This window comes from Acinetobacter marinus (assembly GCF_900096915.1).
In the GTDB taxonomy this organism is placed as follows: Bacteria; Pseudomonadota; Gammaproteobacteria; order Pseudomonadales; family Moraxellaceae; genus Acinetobacter; species Acinetobacter marinus.
The window spans coordinates 83,616-98,823 of the sequence record NZ_FMYK01000001.1; the positions used below are offsets into that span (position 1 = coordinate 83,616).

At 42.6% G+C, this 15,208-nt stretch carries 15 protein-coding genes; 8 read left to right on the top strand and 7 right to left on the bottom strand.

The genetic code is table 11. The features are described from left to right. Positions 1–7 precede the first annotated feature (7 nt). Positions 8–733 (bottom strand): cAMP-activated global transcriptional regulator CRP, encoded by a 726-nt coding sequence (crp, locus tag BLQ60_RS00420; RefSeq protein ID WP_092614433.1) that lies wholly within the window; start codon positions 731–733, stop codon positions 8–10. 192 nt (positions 734–925) lie between these two features. On the opposite strand from crp, the gene BLQ60_RS00425 reads away from it, so the two are divergent. The 4 genes from BLQ60_RS00425 to BLQ60_RS00440 all read left to right on the top strand — a co-directional run bounded on the left by BLQ60_RS00425 (position 926) and on the right by BLQ60_RS00440 (position 5,006). Continuing rightward, positions 926–1,360 carry an OsmC family protein gene (locus BLQ60_RS00425; RefSeq protein ID WP_092614436.1) on the top strand — a complete coding sequence of 145 codons (435 nt, stop codon included), beginning with the start codon at positions 926–928 and terminating at the stop codon, positions 1,358–1,360. Positions 1,361–1,583: 223 nt separating this feature from the next. Beyond that, positions 1,584–3,569, top strand: a complete 1,986-nt coding sequence (gene tkt, locus BLQ60_RS00430) for a transketolase (RefSeq protein ID WP_092614439.1) — start codon at positions 1,584–1,586, stop codon at positions 3,567–3,569. A 255-nt stretch (positions 3,570–3,824) separates the two neighbouring features. After that, a complete protein-coding gene (locus tag BLQ60_RS00435; RefSeq protein WP_092614442.1) occupies positions 3,825–4,424 on the top strand; it encodes a YceI family protein in 600 nt (199 codons plus the stop codon). Positions 4,425–4,598: 174 nt separating this feature from the next. Further along, positions 4,599–5,006, top strand: a complete 408-nt coding sequence (locus tag BLQ60_RS00440; protein ID WP_092615915.1) for a GFA family protein — start codon at positions 4,599–4,601, stop codon at positions 5,004–5,006. Positions 5,007–5,050: 44 nt separating this feature from the next. On the opposite strand, the gene BLQ60_RS00445 is transcribed toward BLQ60_RS00440, so the two are convergent. From BLQ60_RS00445 to BLQ60_RS00455, 3 genes are all read right to left on the bottom strand, one after another. Further along, positions 5,051–5,578, bottom strand: coding sequence for a hypothetical protein (locus BLQ60_RS00445; RefSeq protein WP_092614445.1), 528 nt, complete (start codon positions 5,576–5,578; stop codon positions 5,051–5,053). Between the two features lie 124 nt (positions 5,579–5,702). Then, positions 5,703–6,884: a hypothetical protein gene (locus BLQ60_RS00450; RefSeq protein ID WP_213030451.1), complete on the bottom strand. Its 1,182-nt coding sequence runs from the start codon at positions 6,882–6,884 to the stop codon at positions 5,703–5,705. 157 nt (positions 6,885–7,041) lie between these two features. Further along, positions 7,042–7,653, bottom strand: coding sequence for a 2OG-Fe(II) oxygenase (locus tag BLQ60_RS00455; RefSeq protein WP_092614447.1), 612 nt, complete (start codon positions 7,651–7,653; stop codon positions 7,042–7,044). A 257-nt stretch (positions 7,654–7,910) separates the two neighbouring features. Between BLQ60_RS00455 and BLQ60_RS00460 the strand changes: the two genes are divergently transcribed. Both BLQ60_RS00460 and pssA read left to right on the top strand, forming a co-directional pair. Next, complete coding sequence (locus tag BLQ60_RS00460; protein WP_092614450.1) at positions 7,911–8,765, top strand: 23S rRNA (adenine(2030)-N(6))-methyltransferase RlmJ; 855 nt, start codon at positions 7,911–7,913, stop codon at positions 8,763–8,765. A gap of 55 nt (positions 8,766–8,820) precedes the next feature. Next, a complete protein-coding gene (gene pssA / locus BLQ60_RS00465) occupies positions 8,821–9,675 on the top strand; it encodes a CDP-diacylglycerol--serine O-phosphatidyltransferase (protein ID WP_092614453.1) in 855 nt (284 codons plus the stop codon). A gap of 78 nt (positions 9,676–9,753) precedes the next feature. On the opposite strand, the gene BLQ60_RS00470 is transcribed toward pssA, so the two are convergent. Continuing rightward, complete coding sequence (locus BLQ60_RS00470; RefSeq protein ID WP_092615921.1) at positions 9,754–10,806, bottom strand: SDR family oxidoreductase; 1,053 nt, start codon at positions 10,804–10,806, stop codon at positions 9,754–9,756. Positions 10,807–11,154: 348 nt separating this feature from the next. On the opposite strand from BLQ60_RS00470, the gene BLQ60_RS00475 reads away from it, so the two are divergent. Both BLQ60_RS00475 and BLQ60_RS00480 read left to right on the top strand, forming a co-directional pair. Further along, complete coding sequence (locus BLQ60_RS00475; protein ID WP_092614456.1) at positions 11,155–11,808, top strand: TetR/AcrR family transcriptional regulator; 654 nt, start codon at positions 11,155–11,157, stop codon at positions 11,806–11,808. Positions 11,809–11,895: 87 nt separating this feature from the next. Next, positions 11,896–13,050 (top strand): FAD-dependent monooxygenase, encoded by a 1,155-nt coding sequence (locus BLQ60_RS00480; RefSeq protein WP_092614458.1) that lies wholly within the window; start codon positions 11,896–11,898, stop codon positions 13,048–13,050. Between the two features lie 69 nt (positions 13,051–13,119). On the opposite strand, the gene argF is transcribed toward BLQ60_RS00480, so the two are convergent. Beyond that, complete coding sequence (gene argF, locus BLQ60_RS00485; RefSeq protein WP_092614460.1) at positions 13,120–14,037, bottom strand: ornithine carbamoyltransferase; 918 nt, start codon at positions 14,035–14,037, stop codon at positions 13,120–13,122. 172 nt (positions 14,038–14,209) lie between these two features. Continuing rightward, positions 14,210–14,848 carry a TetR/AcrR family transcriptional regulator gene (locus tag BLQ60_RS00490; protein ID WP_092614462.1) on the bottom strand — a complete coding sequence of 213 codons (639 nt, stop codon included), beginning with the start codon at positions 14,846–14,848 and terminating at the stop codon, positions 14,210–14,212. Positions 14,849–15,208: the final 360 nt, after the last annotated feature.

The window sequence follows — 15,208 nt, forward strand, 5'->3', positions numbered from 1 at the left end:
TTACAATTTATTCTTCATCATCATAGTCATCTTGACTAGCCGATTCGTTGTTACTTTCGATGGCATTCAGTGACGCATCATAGATCAAAATCGCTTTACCTTCGGTTTCGATCATACCTTGCTCTTCAAGAGTTTTCAGTACACGACCGACCATTTCACGAGAACAACCTACTAAGCGACCAATTTCTTGACGAGTAATACGAATCTGACGACCATTTGGCAACATCATCGCCTCAGGTTGACTTGCCAAATCGATCAAGCAACGTGCAATACGACCCGACACATCAATAAACGCAAGATCGGTGACTTTACGTGTAGTATTTTTTAGACGGCGAGCAAGCTGTGCAAATAGAGCATAGCTGAGGTCAGGATATTGCTGACAGAGCTCGTTGAAGGTGTCGTAATCAATTTCGGCGATCTCGCAGACATCACGGGTACGCACTTCAGCGGTACGTTGTGATTGGGTTTCAAACAATCCCATTTCACCGAAGAAGTCGCCCGCATTGAGATAAGCGACAATGATTTCACGTTGATCGTCTTCTTCGATAACGATCGAAACTGATCCTTTTAAAATCAGGTAGAGCGAATTTGATTCAGCGCCTGCGTGAACAATCGTTGTTTTCTTCGGAAAACGATTGATTTTTGCACGTTTAAGTAAGGCTTTGACTGACTCTGGCAATTGACCAGGTGACAATGCGTCTGTACTTAATCTAGAAAAATCAGAAGTGAGCATGATTTAACCCCAAGCTGTAAAAGAGATACCAAAGCAAAAATACTGTAGGCAGAGCATACTGCACATATTTCATTTTCAGAATACGCAATGAATATAAAAGTGAAATAGGCAGACGATTCGATGCCGAAATAGTATAACGATATGTTAAAATATAGAACCTGTTAAATGTATATTTTTTTAAACGGAGTTGCAATGCACGCACAAGTTCAATGGTTAGAGAATGTATCATTTAAAGCCACTTCTGCCAGTGGTCATGATGTGATAATGGATGGTTCTGCCGAATACGGTGGTGAAAACCGTGGTGCTCGACCAATGGAATTGATCTTAATGGGCTTGGGTGGTTGTGCGTCATTTGACATTGTGACCATTTTGAAAAAAGCACGCCAAGACATTACCGATGTGAAATGTGAGCTCCAAGCAGAACGTGCCGATAGCATTCCTGCGGTATTTACCAAGATTCATTTGCATTTCATCGTGACTGGTAATGCGGTCAAAGAAAAGCAAGTGGCAAAGGCGGTCGAGTTATCTTCGGAAAAGTACTGCTCTGCAAGTAAAATGCTGATGGACGCTGGTGTCATCATCACGCATGATTTTGAAATCCTCGAAGCGGCTAGCGAATCTGCATAAGTAAGTATGGTTTCAGTGATGCTTACATCAGCAAGATCAGTTTAAGGACTGGTCTTTTTTGATTTACCGCATTGATTTTTATACAGCTGTAAAATTTATTCGATTAACTGTGTGATTCGTGGCACAAAATAGCGATACAAGGCTTTACCCCACAAACTTTTTTTAGGACAATATCGCACAGCTTACAGAGATACTGTTTTTTTAATTTTTTGGAATCTGATCTATGACAACCCCACTGAATGAACGTCGTATTGCCAATGCGATTCGTGTATTAGCGATGGATGCGGTGCAACAAGCCAACTCTGGTCATCCGGGCGCACCGATGGGTATGGCGGACATTGCTGATGTGGTATGGCGTGAATTTTTAGCGCATAACCCAAGTAACCCACAGTGGGCGAATCGTGATCGCTTTGTATTATCGAACGGTCATGGCTCAATGTTGCACTATGCGCTCTTACATTTGACAGGTTATGACTTGTCGATTGAAGACATTAAACAGTTCCGTCAGCTTCATTCAAGAACACCAGGTCATCCTGAATATGGCTATGCGCCAGGCATTGAAACAACTACAGGTCCACTTGGTCAGGGCATTGCCAATGCGGTTGGTTTTGCACTCGCAGAAAAAACTTTAGCAGCACAGTTTAATAAAGACGACATTCAGGTTGTAGATCATTTCACTTATTGCTTCTTGGGCGATGGTTGTTTGATGGAAGGTATTTCGCATGAAGTCTGTTCTTTGGCAGGTACGTTACAACTCGGTAAATTGATTGCTTATTATGATGATAATGGCATCTCGATTGATGGTGAGGTTGAAGGTTGGTTCAGCGATGATACTGAGCAACGCTTTAAGGCGTATGGTTGGCAAGTGCTTCGTGTCGATGGTCATGATGCCGATGCGATCCGTCAAGCAACTGTAGAAGCAAAAGCGGAAACTGCTAAACCAACACTGATTATCTGTAAAACCGTGATTGGACTCGGTTCACCAAACAAACAAGGTAAAGAAGATTGTCACGGTGCGCCGTTAGGTAATGATGAAATTGCATTAACCCGTGAAGCATTGGGTTGGACTGAAGATGCATTTGTCATTCCTGAAGATGTTTATGGCGCATGGGATGCCAAAGCAAAAGGTAGCGAAGCTGAATCTGCTTGGAACGATGTTTTTGCGCAGTATCAAGCGAAATATCCAACTGAGGCAAAAGAGTTATTACGTCGTATCTCAGGTGAATTACCTGCGGACTTCGCTGAAAAAGCAGCGCAATTTATCGCAGATACTAATGCTAAAGCTGAAACCATTGCAACTCGTAAAGCAAGCCAAAATACGCTTCAAGCATTTGGTCCACTATTGTCAGAATTACTTGGTGGTTCTGCGGATTTGGCAGGTTCAAACCTGACCCTTTGGAAAGGCGCAGAAGGCGTCCAAGACAATCCTGCGGGCAACTATGTACACTATGGTGTACGTGAGTTTGGTATGACTGCAATTGCTAACGGTGTAGCATTGCACGGTGGCTTTATTCCTTACGTGGCAACATTCTTGATGTTTATGGAATATGCCCGTAATGCAGTGCGTATGTCTGCATTGATGAAGCAACGTGTGATTCATGTCTATACCCATGACTCGATCGGTCTTGGTGAAGATGGTCCAACGCATCAGCCAATAGAGCAAATCGCATCACTACGTGGTACACCAAATCTACACACGTGGCGTCCAGCCGATACCGTGGAAACTGCGGTAGCGTGGTTGTCTGCACTTCAATACCAAAACGGTCCTACGGCATTGATCTTGTCTCGTCAAAACTTGCCTTTCCAAACACGTGATCAAGCACAGATTGAAGATATTGCTAAAGGTGGCTATGTGCTTGCAAAAGAGAAAGGTGAGCTGAAAGCCATCATCATTGCAACAGGCTCAGAAGTCGACTTGGCAATGCAAGCCCATGCCGAGCTTGACGGTGTGCGTGTGGTGTCGATGCCATGTGCGGAAATTTTCATGCAACAAGATGCGGCATATCGTGAGGCGGTGCTTCCAGCCAATATTCGTGCACGTGTTGCCGTAGAAGCAGCACATGTCGATTACTGGTGGAAATTCGTTGGCTTAGACGGCAAAGTGATTGGCATGACGACTTATGGTGAATCAGCGCCTGCCAAAGATTTGTTTAAGCACTTTGGTATTACCAAAGAAGCGGTTGTAGAAGCGGTAAATAGCTTAATTTAAGCCGATCACCTCATCTAAAATTGTAAAAGTTCGAGTCTCTTAAAGAGCGTCCTAAAGGGCGCTTTTTTCGTTTTTATCCAATGCTTTTAAAATAAAAGTTGAGAATAATTTATCTACATTTGTCGTGACTTAGATAAACTTCGTTGCAAAATTAGCACAGAGTGTTGTGTCGATTGTCCTATAAATGCGGTATTGTTTATCTATAATTAACTCGTTCAACTGACATTAACCTGAAATTAAGAAGAGAGTGCGATAATGAAAACTTTACACGCTTTGGCATTTAGTACAGCTTTGGCATTCACCTCGGTTGCCAGCTATGCGGCGACTGTGGACTATAAAATTGACCCGACTCATACGGCAACAGTATTTACGTGGAATCATTTTGGTTTTTCAACGCCAAGTGGTAACTTCAGTGATGTTGAAGGCGTGATCAAAGTCGATGAAAAAAATCCCGAAAAATCATCGGTCAATGTCACTATTCCTTTAGAGAGCATCAATACCAATGTGGGTAAATTGGATGAGCATCTACTCGGTGCGGATTGGTTTGATGCGAAAAAATATCCAACCATTACCTTTAAAAGTACCAAAGTCGAAACACGTGATAGCAAAAACTTTAAAATCACAGGCGATTTGACGGTAAAAGGTGTAACGAAACCCGTCGTACTTGATGCGGTGCTGAACAAAAAAGGCGCACATCCAATGACCAAACTCGACACAGTGGGCTTCAATGCAACCACAAGTTTTGATCGTTCTGCCTTTGGTATCGCTGACTATGTACCGAATGTTGGTGATCAAATCACTGTGAACATTACCACTGAAGCATCTGTCGCAAAACCTGCAGCAGCGAAGAAATAATCCAAGATTGAAATAGATGGGAATGTCGAAATTTAACAGTTTCCCATCTCAATCAGATCATAGCGATTGATTCAAATCGCTATAAAAAGCACAAATCATGATTGGTTTGTGCTTTTTTTATGCCGTGTTATGTTATGGCAAGACTTCAATAAAAACAGCAAAAAGGAGAAAGCCATGCATGGACAATGTTTATGTGGAGCAGTAAGAATACAAACAACCACAGTCACTACACTCAATGTTTGCCATTGTGGGATGTGTCGGCGATGGGGTAGCGGGGCATTTGTATCGACTGAATCAACTCAAGTTGATATCACGGGTAAAGATTTAATTCAGCATTATGCATCTTCAACGTGGGCATCTCGCAGTTTTTGTCAGCAATGTGGTACACATCTGTATTATCAACTCAATGCAGATCAACACACTTATTATCTCAATGCACAATTGTTTGATTTAGAACTACCAATAGAAGTTGCTCAAGAAATATATACGGATCATAAACCAGCGTATTATCCTTTTTTCTCGATACAGAGTAAGAAAATGACCCAACAAGACGTTGAGTCATTGTTTGCTGGTGGTGACTAAGCGGGCTGAGGGGCTGTCTTATATAAAAACGCCAGCCATCAAAGTTAGCTTGATTTACGTTTGACTAAATCAATCCACCAACTTTCCTGATGATAGGCTTGCCATGCTGCATGTTCGATCAATAAGCTCAGATCAAACGCAGGATGATCAGCGTATTTTTTCAACCAATGTCGGGTCATGGCGACTTCGTTTTGAGCAATCGCTGCATAGCCAAGCATCAAGAAAATATCAGCATCTTGATAATGTGCGAGCGGTTTTAAGATCTGCTGGGTAATGAGTGCAAAACGTTTTTCATTCGTCAGCTCAAAATAGATCATATATGCCTGTGCAAGCTGCAAAGATAAATCCAGATAGACTTGCAGTGGCATCTCATCCACTTCAATGCGTCCTTGTTCAAGGATCACAATCGCCTCTTGCAAAAAGTGGATTTGCTCAGACTTGAGAAGACTCAAGGTCACCAGTTCGATACGCAATTTGCCACGTTCTAAAGCGAGTTCAGGGGTATTTTGCTGTAGATATGCTTGATCCGTTTCCCCAATTCTGCTGATGAGTAATTTGCTTGTATCATTCATATCGAAACCCTCTGATGGTTAATGTGGCGTGGCACAGATAGCACGAAGCACACTGTGCTTAACGTGTCTAGCACAGCAAATAATGAGGGCGAAATCCGAAAAATCAACTAGATGCGCTGTGTGATCAGCCATTTAGGGTCAAAGATAAAATCGCATCTTTGGGCGGACTAATGCTGACTTGGATGGCAAGCCGACCTTGTTGCACTCGAAGTCCGCAAATTTCAAATTGATCGACCAATTGCCGTACCAACTCTTTGCTTTCACGTAAAATATTCAGTCCAGGTAAAATGCTAAAATCGGTTAGGCTGATCAAACGCTCCGTCATCCACGAACGATTGTTAATAAAATCGATAAAACCCGCTTGCTCAAGATCAATGTACCACAGCCGATGCTTTTCCTGACGAATCCCAGGAATATCTCGGATCAGATGATTCATGATCTTTGCCACAGGAATGCGATTCATCACCTCAAAGCCAACCTTGCCGACACGACGAGTCGCCCAGTTGGTCATGGTGCCTGCATGGCGCACCTGCACATCGAGCTGTTCATCGGTTTGTTTTAGGCGCAGGAATTTTTCTTGACCGATGCCACATTCCAGTACATCAAACTTTAACGTCAGGCGATACAGCACACGACGATAATGCCCATCGATCTCGATCTGAAATTGATCCTGTCCGCATTGCACCGTGATATTGTCAATATCTTTGGAGTCGACTCGGCTACGGATTTGTTTGTTCAGCAAAACTTCGGGCAGATACAGGGTAATCGGATTATTACCGAGGAAGTTTTTCGCCATATTCAGGCTAACACTTCGAGCGACTTCGCTGGTTTCAGTGACCAAGCCACGCACTGCCTTGCTGGAATAACTCTTCATGCCCAGTACGCTATTTTTGGTGTGTTGGCTAATTTGATCTAGTGTATCGAGCGTAGTATTGGTGACGTGCCCAAGTGCACCGACGATATCCGTGGTGGTATCAGTGGCAAAATTCACGGCAATCTTGGCACGTTTTAAGGTCGAGCTAAAAGTTTTGTTGAGCAGTTCACGTGAATTGGGCTGATGTAGGTCAATGCCCGTATCGAAATAATCGACGCTTCGACTGATTTCGGGTTCGATCTCAGGATCAGGCTCGATGGCCGTTTCTTGGCTCGCTGACGTGGTGAAATCCGCCGAGTCGCTAAGCGTTGCATCGGTATATTGCTGGTTTTTATGCGGTTTTTTAGGTGCATTCTGTTGCTGCGCATTTGACGTATTGCTTTGAGTCGTCGACATGTCTGAATACTTTTGATCATCGTCTTGATCGTGCATGTCTTGCTCCTGTTGTTATTGTCATGAAAAATAAACAAATGCATTGCAGTCAGTTGATCTGCAATACCTTGTTGGTGGTTTTTAATATAACAAAATTCTCACCAAGATTGTCAATGACTTGCCTGCGACAATTCTTGGTCTATTCTGCTCATATGATTTAGCCCAAAACAGGGTCACTATTTCGCATCCATGCGGTGATCGAGAGTCGATCCTGCTTGGTTTCCAGCACTTCATGCAATAAATCACTTTGAAAAAGTACCATGCGATTGGCTTTGGGTTCGATGATATGCCATTGATTTTGAATGTCTTGTAGGCGAAGCTGACCTTGCCAATCATTCTGCCATTCAGAATGTAGATAATATACGGTGGAAAATACTCGACCATTTTTTTGTTGTGGATTGTCCCGATGCAAGGCGTAAAATTCACCCGCATGATAACAAGCAAAATGCGCTTCAATATCTCGAATGCCTGCAAAAAAATAACGGTTTAAATCCTGAGATAAATGTTCTAGTTGTGCAATATGTTGCGATGCGAGCGTTAAATCTGGCTCAATCCATAAGATATGATCGCTACGAATCTCAGTCATCACGCCATCTTGAATCGATGCTTTACGAAACTGATCGAGATGATCACTGCATTCTTGTTGTAATGTCTGCATATACTCAACAGGATAGAGATCATCAATGATACTAAAGCCTTGTGTTTGCATCTCATCAAGAATTTTATCGAGATGAAAAAATGTTTTGAGCGCATCGCTGTGCTGATTCATAACAAATGCCGTGCAAAAGTATTATCATGAACTAATCATGAAATAGGTCTAAAACGAATTTTGCTTATTTTCATCACATATCAGACGAATTCTACAGGCTATAATAGACCGCTCGTAGACAACGCTTTGAATCAGCCGAGCTATTGTAATGTATGTCGATAACAAATGTCATCGACAAAGTCGTACAACGGACGCACAATATTGCAAATCATTTCATGCTAAAATAGCAGATATTCAATCATTTAAATTTAAGCTCCATGAATTATCGTCACCATTTTCACGCAGGTAACTTTGCCGACGTGATGAAGCATGTTTTGCTGATGCAACTTTTACAACAAATGAATGCCAAAGATAAGCCGTATCGCTATGTCGATACCCATGCGGGCGCAGGTAAATATAATCTTGCCGATGCACCTGCGCAAAAGTCGGGTGAATATTTGTCAGGCATTCATCGTTTGATGCAGCTCAACAGTAAAGCACGCAAAGAAGCTCCTGAAATCGTTCAAGATTATCTCAAAGCGGTTGAAAATTTGCGTGAAACAGAAGGCAAGGGTGTATATCCCGGTTCTCCGTGGTTTGCCCTAGATACTATGCGTGAGCAAGATGTGGCAACGGTGTTTGAATTGCAAAGTGATGTCTATGCACAGCTGCGCCACAATTTGTATGATCGGCGTTTACAGAGTCATCAACGTGATGCCTATGAAGGTTTGCTGGCGGTGATTCCACCGAAAGAGAAGCGTGGCGTGGTGATGATTGATCCGCCCTATGAAATCGAGCGTAAAGACTTTCCGCAGTTGGTCGAGCTGATTCAAAGTGCTTATAAGAAGTGGTCTACAGGCGTTTTTGCGATTTGGTATCCGATTAAAGATCGTGCCATGATTGAGCGTTTTGAAAAGAAAATGCAAAAGACAGGTATTCGCCGTCAGTTAGTCTGTGAGATTTGCGTGTGGCCTGATGATACGCCAGTCGGTTTAAATGGTTGCGGTTTGCTGGTGATTAATCCGCCGTGGCAATTCGACCAACATGCCGATGATGCCTTGCAATGGTTATTGCCACACCTGAAAATGGCTGAAGGTGCGCAGGCAAAAGTGAAATGGTTGGTAGGTGAATAGCGCATTATCATCCATAAATTTTGGATAAATAAAATAAATTGATCAAGGAGTGCGAATGCAACAGTCTGACGAAAGTAAAGCAACGACTTCAGCGAATAATGCAAAGCCTACGCCTTCAAAAAATGAACCATCTGCTTTGGATTATGATGGCATTACCTTTGAAGTGGTGGAAGAAGAGCATACCGCCAATGGCAAAGTACGTCGTCGGGGCATCTACCTCTGGCCGAATCTGATTACTACGGCAGCGTTACTGAGTGGTTTTTACTCGATCATTGCCAGTATGAATGGGCAATATCTGCAAGCAGTCTATGCCATTATCATCGCAGCTTTACTCGACGGCTTGGATGGGCGTGTGGCTCGGGCGATTGGTGCGCAAAGTGCTTTTGGTGAGCAGTTTGATTCGCTTTCTGATCTTTTGGCTTTCGGTGTGGCGCCAGCGATTTTGATGTATAGCTGGAGTACGCATGATCTGGGGCGCATCGGCTTGGCGTGTTGCTTTATCTATACTGTCTGTGCGGCATTTCGTTTGGCACGCTTTAATGTGCAAATTGGCATCGTCGATAAGCGCTACTTTATCGGGATTGCCAGTCCGATTGCTGCGATCATCGTGATTTGCTCAGTCTGGGTACAGCAAGATTTTAAAGCGATGCTGGATTTCAGTGCGACGTGGCTACAAGTCTTGAATGCAGCGACTATGGTGATTATCGGCTTGCTGATGATTTCTAACTTGAAATATTATTCATTCAAAGTCATGGATCGCAAGCGTGTACCTTTTGTGATGATGATTCCTGTGATTCTGATTTTCTCTGCGATTACTTATAATATTCCTGTGGGTATTTTGATCGTGTCGATTATTTATGCACTCTCTGGCATTGTGACCACGTTGATGAGTCGTAAACAAACGGCTTAAAATCCAAAATGTTGTGATAAAAAACGGTCAATTGTGCAAATTAATTGACCGTTTTTTCATGGATGAAATCGATGTGAATTAGCGTTTTTTCACAATGCCATCATCAATCATTTGTTGGAAGTGTTCAATCACACTGACTTTAATATCACGATAATGAATCCCTAATTCCTTGATGCTACGATCGGCATTAAAGTAGATTGGATAACCCATATTAAGTTTGACAAATTTACGGCTTAACCCATAAATCGGAGCGATGGCTTGGAACAGAATCTTTGGCGCTTCCATTTTTGGAAATGGATATTTTGAACCAAATTTATTGGCTAAGATTTTGCCCATTTCCAGCAGACTGAGCGTACCACCGCTGACAATATAACGCCCATGTGCTTTTTCAGAAAAAGCCGCTGCAATATGTGCATCCGCCACATCACGCACATCGACAATACCATTCCACATCGCAGGCACGCCAAACTTCAATGTGCCATCACCAAACTGTTGTAACACTTCGACGCTGCCAGATTGCGTACTTGAAGTGAGCGATGGTCCCATCACCAGTGCAGGGTTGATACAGACCAGATTCCAACGACTTTGTGCAGATTGCATTTTCCATGCTTCACGTTCGGCAGCGACTTTGGAGTATGGGTAGGGTTGATGGTCAGCGCTACTGGTTTTGTTCCAGTGGCTTTCATCGAAGCTATTATTTTCGGTATCTTTGATCTCTGCGGCATCGCCATAAGTCGAAGCAATACTTGAAGTGAGTACCACACGTTTGACCGTATTGGTGCGATTGACAGATTCGAGCACATTGCGTGTGCCTTGGATCGCTGGCTCGATAATGTCTTTTACCGCATCTTTATAATTGCTCACCACAAAAGGCGACGCAGTATGAATCACCACTTCACAGCCTTGCATTGCTTCATCAAAGGCTTGTGGAGTGAGCAAATCCGCTTTAAAAAATGTAATCGGGGTTTGGTTTTGCTTGGCGATGGCTTCTAAATGGGCAAATTTCTCTTTTTTCGATGGATCACGGACTGTGGCATGCACAGGCGTACCTTGTTTGAGTAAACCTTCAATAATCCACCCTGCAACATAGCCCGTTGCACCAGTGACTAATACAGGTTTTGATTGATCAATAATCGCCATTTTTCACCTAAATTTTAATTCAATGTATTATAAATCTTTGCAACAATGCTCTAAGACGTTGATTCTATAGTTACTTATCATCTAGGAGCATCGCCTTCACACTATCTTAAAGCACTGTGATGACAACAACAAGAAATAGCTGTGGGATTTCCACATTTCTCTAATACGGATTGCTCAATAGCAAATTGTTCGCTGGCGACTGATGCGCAGTGCTTCAAGCGAGATAAGCAGTAAATGTTGTGAAAATGTATTTCGATTTAATCAATTGATTAAATCTATTGTAAAGCAACTCAACCTTGTCTATGATAGTCACGATCAAGCAGGTTTTGAGTAAGTAATATGGTTGGCACATTAATCCGTGACATTGAAGACAATGCAGATTTAAGCACAGAGCAAAAGATTTTGCTGGCAGCACGGACGGTGTTCCATAAAAAAGGCTTTGTGGCAACACGTACCCGTGATATTGCTGAAGAATCAGGGATTAATTTGGCGCTGTTAAATTATTATTTCCGCTCAAAAGCCAAGCTGTTTGAAATCGTGATGATCGATACCATGGCAGATTTTTTACAAAGTTTGATGAAGAATTTAAATGATGTCGACACCAATTTAGCGCAAAAAGTCGAAATGATCGCAGCGCACTATATTGATTTTATGTCTGAACATCCAGATATTCCCGTTTTTCTACTCACTGAGATGCGTAATGATGTCGCCAATTTTGCCGAGAAATTACCCTTTCGGGAGCGCATTGAAGAAACCGTTTTTATGCAACAGTATTTGGCAGAAGTGGTACAGGGCAAAGTATCAGAGCCTGATCCGTTAAATTTCTTAATGAATTTATTGGGTTTGATTTTGGTGCCGTTCTTGATGAAACCTGTATTACTTACAGAGCATCGACTGGATGAAGGGCAATTTTCCAAAATGATGCAACAGCGCAAAAAATTGATCCCGATCTGGGTCAATGCGATGCTAGAAGCGGATATTGCTGAGGGTTAAACTCAGCAAAAAATTTTATCCATGAATTAATCAAATGTTTAAATCTTAAGATTAATTCAAACTTAAAATGAACAGAGAGGTAATGAAATGACACATCGAGTTTTAATCGTTGGTTTAGGTATGGCAGGTATGGCGTCGGCGATTGCCCTTAAGCAAAAGGGCTGGACACCGATAATTGTAGAAAAATCAGCTGAGCGTCGTACGGGAGGCTATTTTCTAGGATTGCATGCAGCTGGCAAAGATGCGGCTGAAAAACTCGGTATTCTCGATAAAATTCATGGTCGCACCCCAACGCAATCACAAAACTGGGATATCTTGGATGATGGTAGTCGCATACGTGTCGGTGGCTTTGCGGATCAGGTGACACAGCCGACGGTATTGCTTCGAGGTGATATTGAAGCGGGGCTGTGGAAAGGCGTAGAAGATCAGATTGAAGTACGCTTCGGTACACGTCCAACGTCGATTGAAAATGTGTCTGATGGCGTGATTGTTAAGCTCAAGCATGAGGTTGATGGTCAAGTGACCGAAAGCGAAGAGAAGTTTGATCTTGTGGTCGGTGCAGACGGTTTGCGCTCATCGGTGCGTGAGATGGTGTTTGGGCCGCATGAATACTTTATGCATTCGCTCGGTGCAATGATTTGTGCTTACCAGCTCAAAGATGAAATTACTAATTTTCCACAACACGATGGCATCATGATCTGTGAGGAAAATCGTGCTTTATGGGTATTCCCATTAGCAGATCATACACCGACTGCGCTATTTACCTATCGAACCGATGATATCGATGCACAGTTTAAAGATGATCCAGTGGCAACCTTACGCAAAGTATTTGCGGGGATGGATCAGATGAATATTATTTCTGAAGCATTAGGTGATTTGGAGCAGAGCAAAGATTATTTATTCGACTCGGTACATACCGTGAAAATGAAAAAATGGTCAAAAGGTCGTGTGGTGTTGGTCGGTGATGCGGCATGGTGTTTGACGCTGTATTCAGGCATGGGCGCAACGGCTGGGATTAAAGGTGGCTATGAACTGGCATGTGCCTTAGAAAAAAATGATGATATCGAAGCTGCACTGAAAGATTGGGAAAAGGGCATGCGTCCATTTATCAATAAACAACGCTTACTGGTGCGGTTGAAATCACAGTTTTTTGTGCCGAGTAATCCTGTTGCTTCAATGCTACGTCGAATTGTTTTAAGAGTTGGTGGAAGAAAGCTATTTAACAAAAATAAAGCGGCATAAATTGCTTTGCATATTTTGCCATAAATGAAAAGCTCACCGATCGGTGAGCTTTTCATTTGAGGCAATGATTTATTTTTTACCATGTTCATTGAGTAAAAATTCAACCAAAGCCTTTTGTGCATGCAGGCGATTTTCTGCTTCATCCCAAACCACAGCATTTGGATGATCGAGCATATTTTCAGAGATTTCTTCGCCACGATGCGCAGGTAAACAGTGCATAAATAAGCAATCTGGATGTGCCAGCTGCATTAAGGCTTCATTGACTTGATAGTTAGCAAAGGCTTTTTCACGCAATTTTTGCTCTTCTTCTTGCCCCATACTCGCCCAGACATCAGTCACGATCAGATCGGCATCTTTGGCAGCGGCTTCAGGTGAGTCAACCAACTCGACATGATCTGCAAATTCAGCCAAGAATTTTGGATTTGGGGTATAGCCTTCTGGCGATGCAATGCGTAGTTTAAAGCCGAGCATTTGTGCAGTTTCCATATAGGAATTACACATATTATTGCCGTCACCGATCCACGCTACGGTTTTGCCTGCAATATCGCCACGATGTTCAAAATAGGTCTGCATATCGGCGAGGAGCTGACACGGATGATGATCATCCGTCAGACCGTTGATCACAGGAACGGCGGAATATTGTGCAAATTTTTCAACAATATCATGACCAAAGGTACGAATCATGACAATATCGAGCATCCGAGAAATCACTCGTGCCGAGTCTTCAATCGGTTCGCCACGACCAAGCTGTGTATCTCGAGGCGACAAGAAAATCGCATCCCCACCAAATTGACACATGCCTGCTTCAAAAGAAATTCGTGTACGTGTGCTGGATTTTTCAAAAATCATGCCCATCACTTTGCCGACAAAAGGCTGATAGGCTTCGGATTTTTGCTGAAGTTGTTTCAGCTCTGTTGCACGAGCAAGCAGTTGTTTGAGTTCAAAAGGAGTGAGATCACGCAGGGTGAGAAAATGCCGTAGCGCCATAGCTTGTACCACAAAATATCTGTAACAAACCAGTGAGTTGGTGAGTTGTTTACGAAAAGGAATGAAAAAAACAATCCTCGAGTGTACAACCGTTCATTTTAAAAATGCAAATATTAAATCAATAAATATATTTCAAGGTATATATTCCCAAAAGGAATCATTTTTGCAGAGATTATTTTGAATCTGGGTGACAGTGCTGATGCCCACGGATAAAGCGATCCACGAAATAAGCGATCTGCGCATCATCTTTATTATCAATCGGCAAACCGATCAAAGTGCGCCAGTGCAAATCTTGAAAAAAGCCAAAAAAAGTGACTGCTGAGTCGAGTGGACGAGGGCAATCCAATAAGCCAGCGAGGTGCATTTTTTCCAAATACGCTGCCAACAGATTGTAAGATTGTTGTGGTCCTTGATTGTACAATTCGATTGCCAGATCTTGATGTTCTGCGGAAATGCTAATCAGCAAACGATCAAATGACATGTTGTTTTCATCAGTAAATATGCTGTACAAATCTTGCAGTAGTGCAGTGAGGTTCGCTCGAATATCGTCACTGTCTTTTTGACAGGCAAGTTCGATTTGATAAATAAATTTATCGCTACGATCACGACAAATCGCCAAAAATAGCCCTTGTTTACTGCCAAAATATTTATAAATGGTGGCTTTGGAGCCGCCAGCACGCTCGACGATCTGATCAAGGCTGACTTGATCGTAACCGTATTGAATAAACAAATCTGTCGCCGCATCAAACAAAACCGTGCAACGGTCTACGGCACGCTGGGTATTTGGTGGATTGACGAGTTTTGCTTTCATAGAGATGGCTTAACAGTTGTGGCGAAATCAAAGGTGTCGTATCAAATCGACAGCAACACGACGGCATATCTTAGCATGGTTTTGACCGTGATCGCTGATCCGCTTCGTTTACGGTGATTTTAATTCATCTATGTGGATTTAAATTGATTTTTGCAATTCATCCACATATTAGGTGCGGATAATCATGAAAGAAATCATGAAATGTTTTGCAAATTATTTGTGAGGTGATTGGCAAAAATAGTCACACTTTGGTCTAAATCGATCACAATAACATGATAATGCCATAGCTTTTTTGAACGATCTTCCTATACTGCTTGGGACTGTTTTTGATTAGGCAGTCTCTAAACAATGAATTTAACG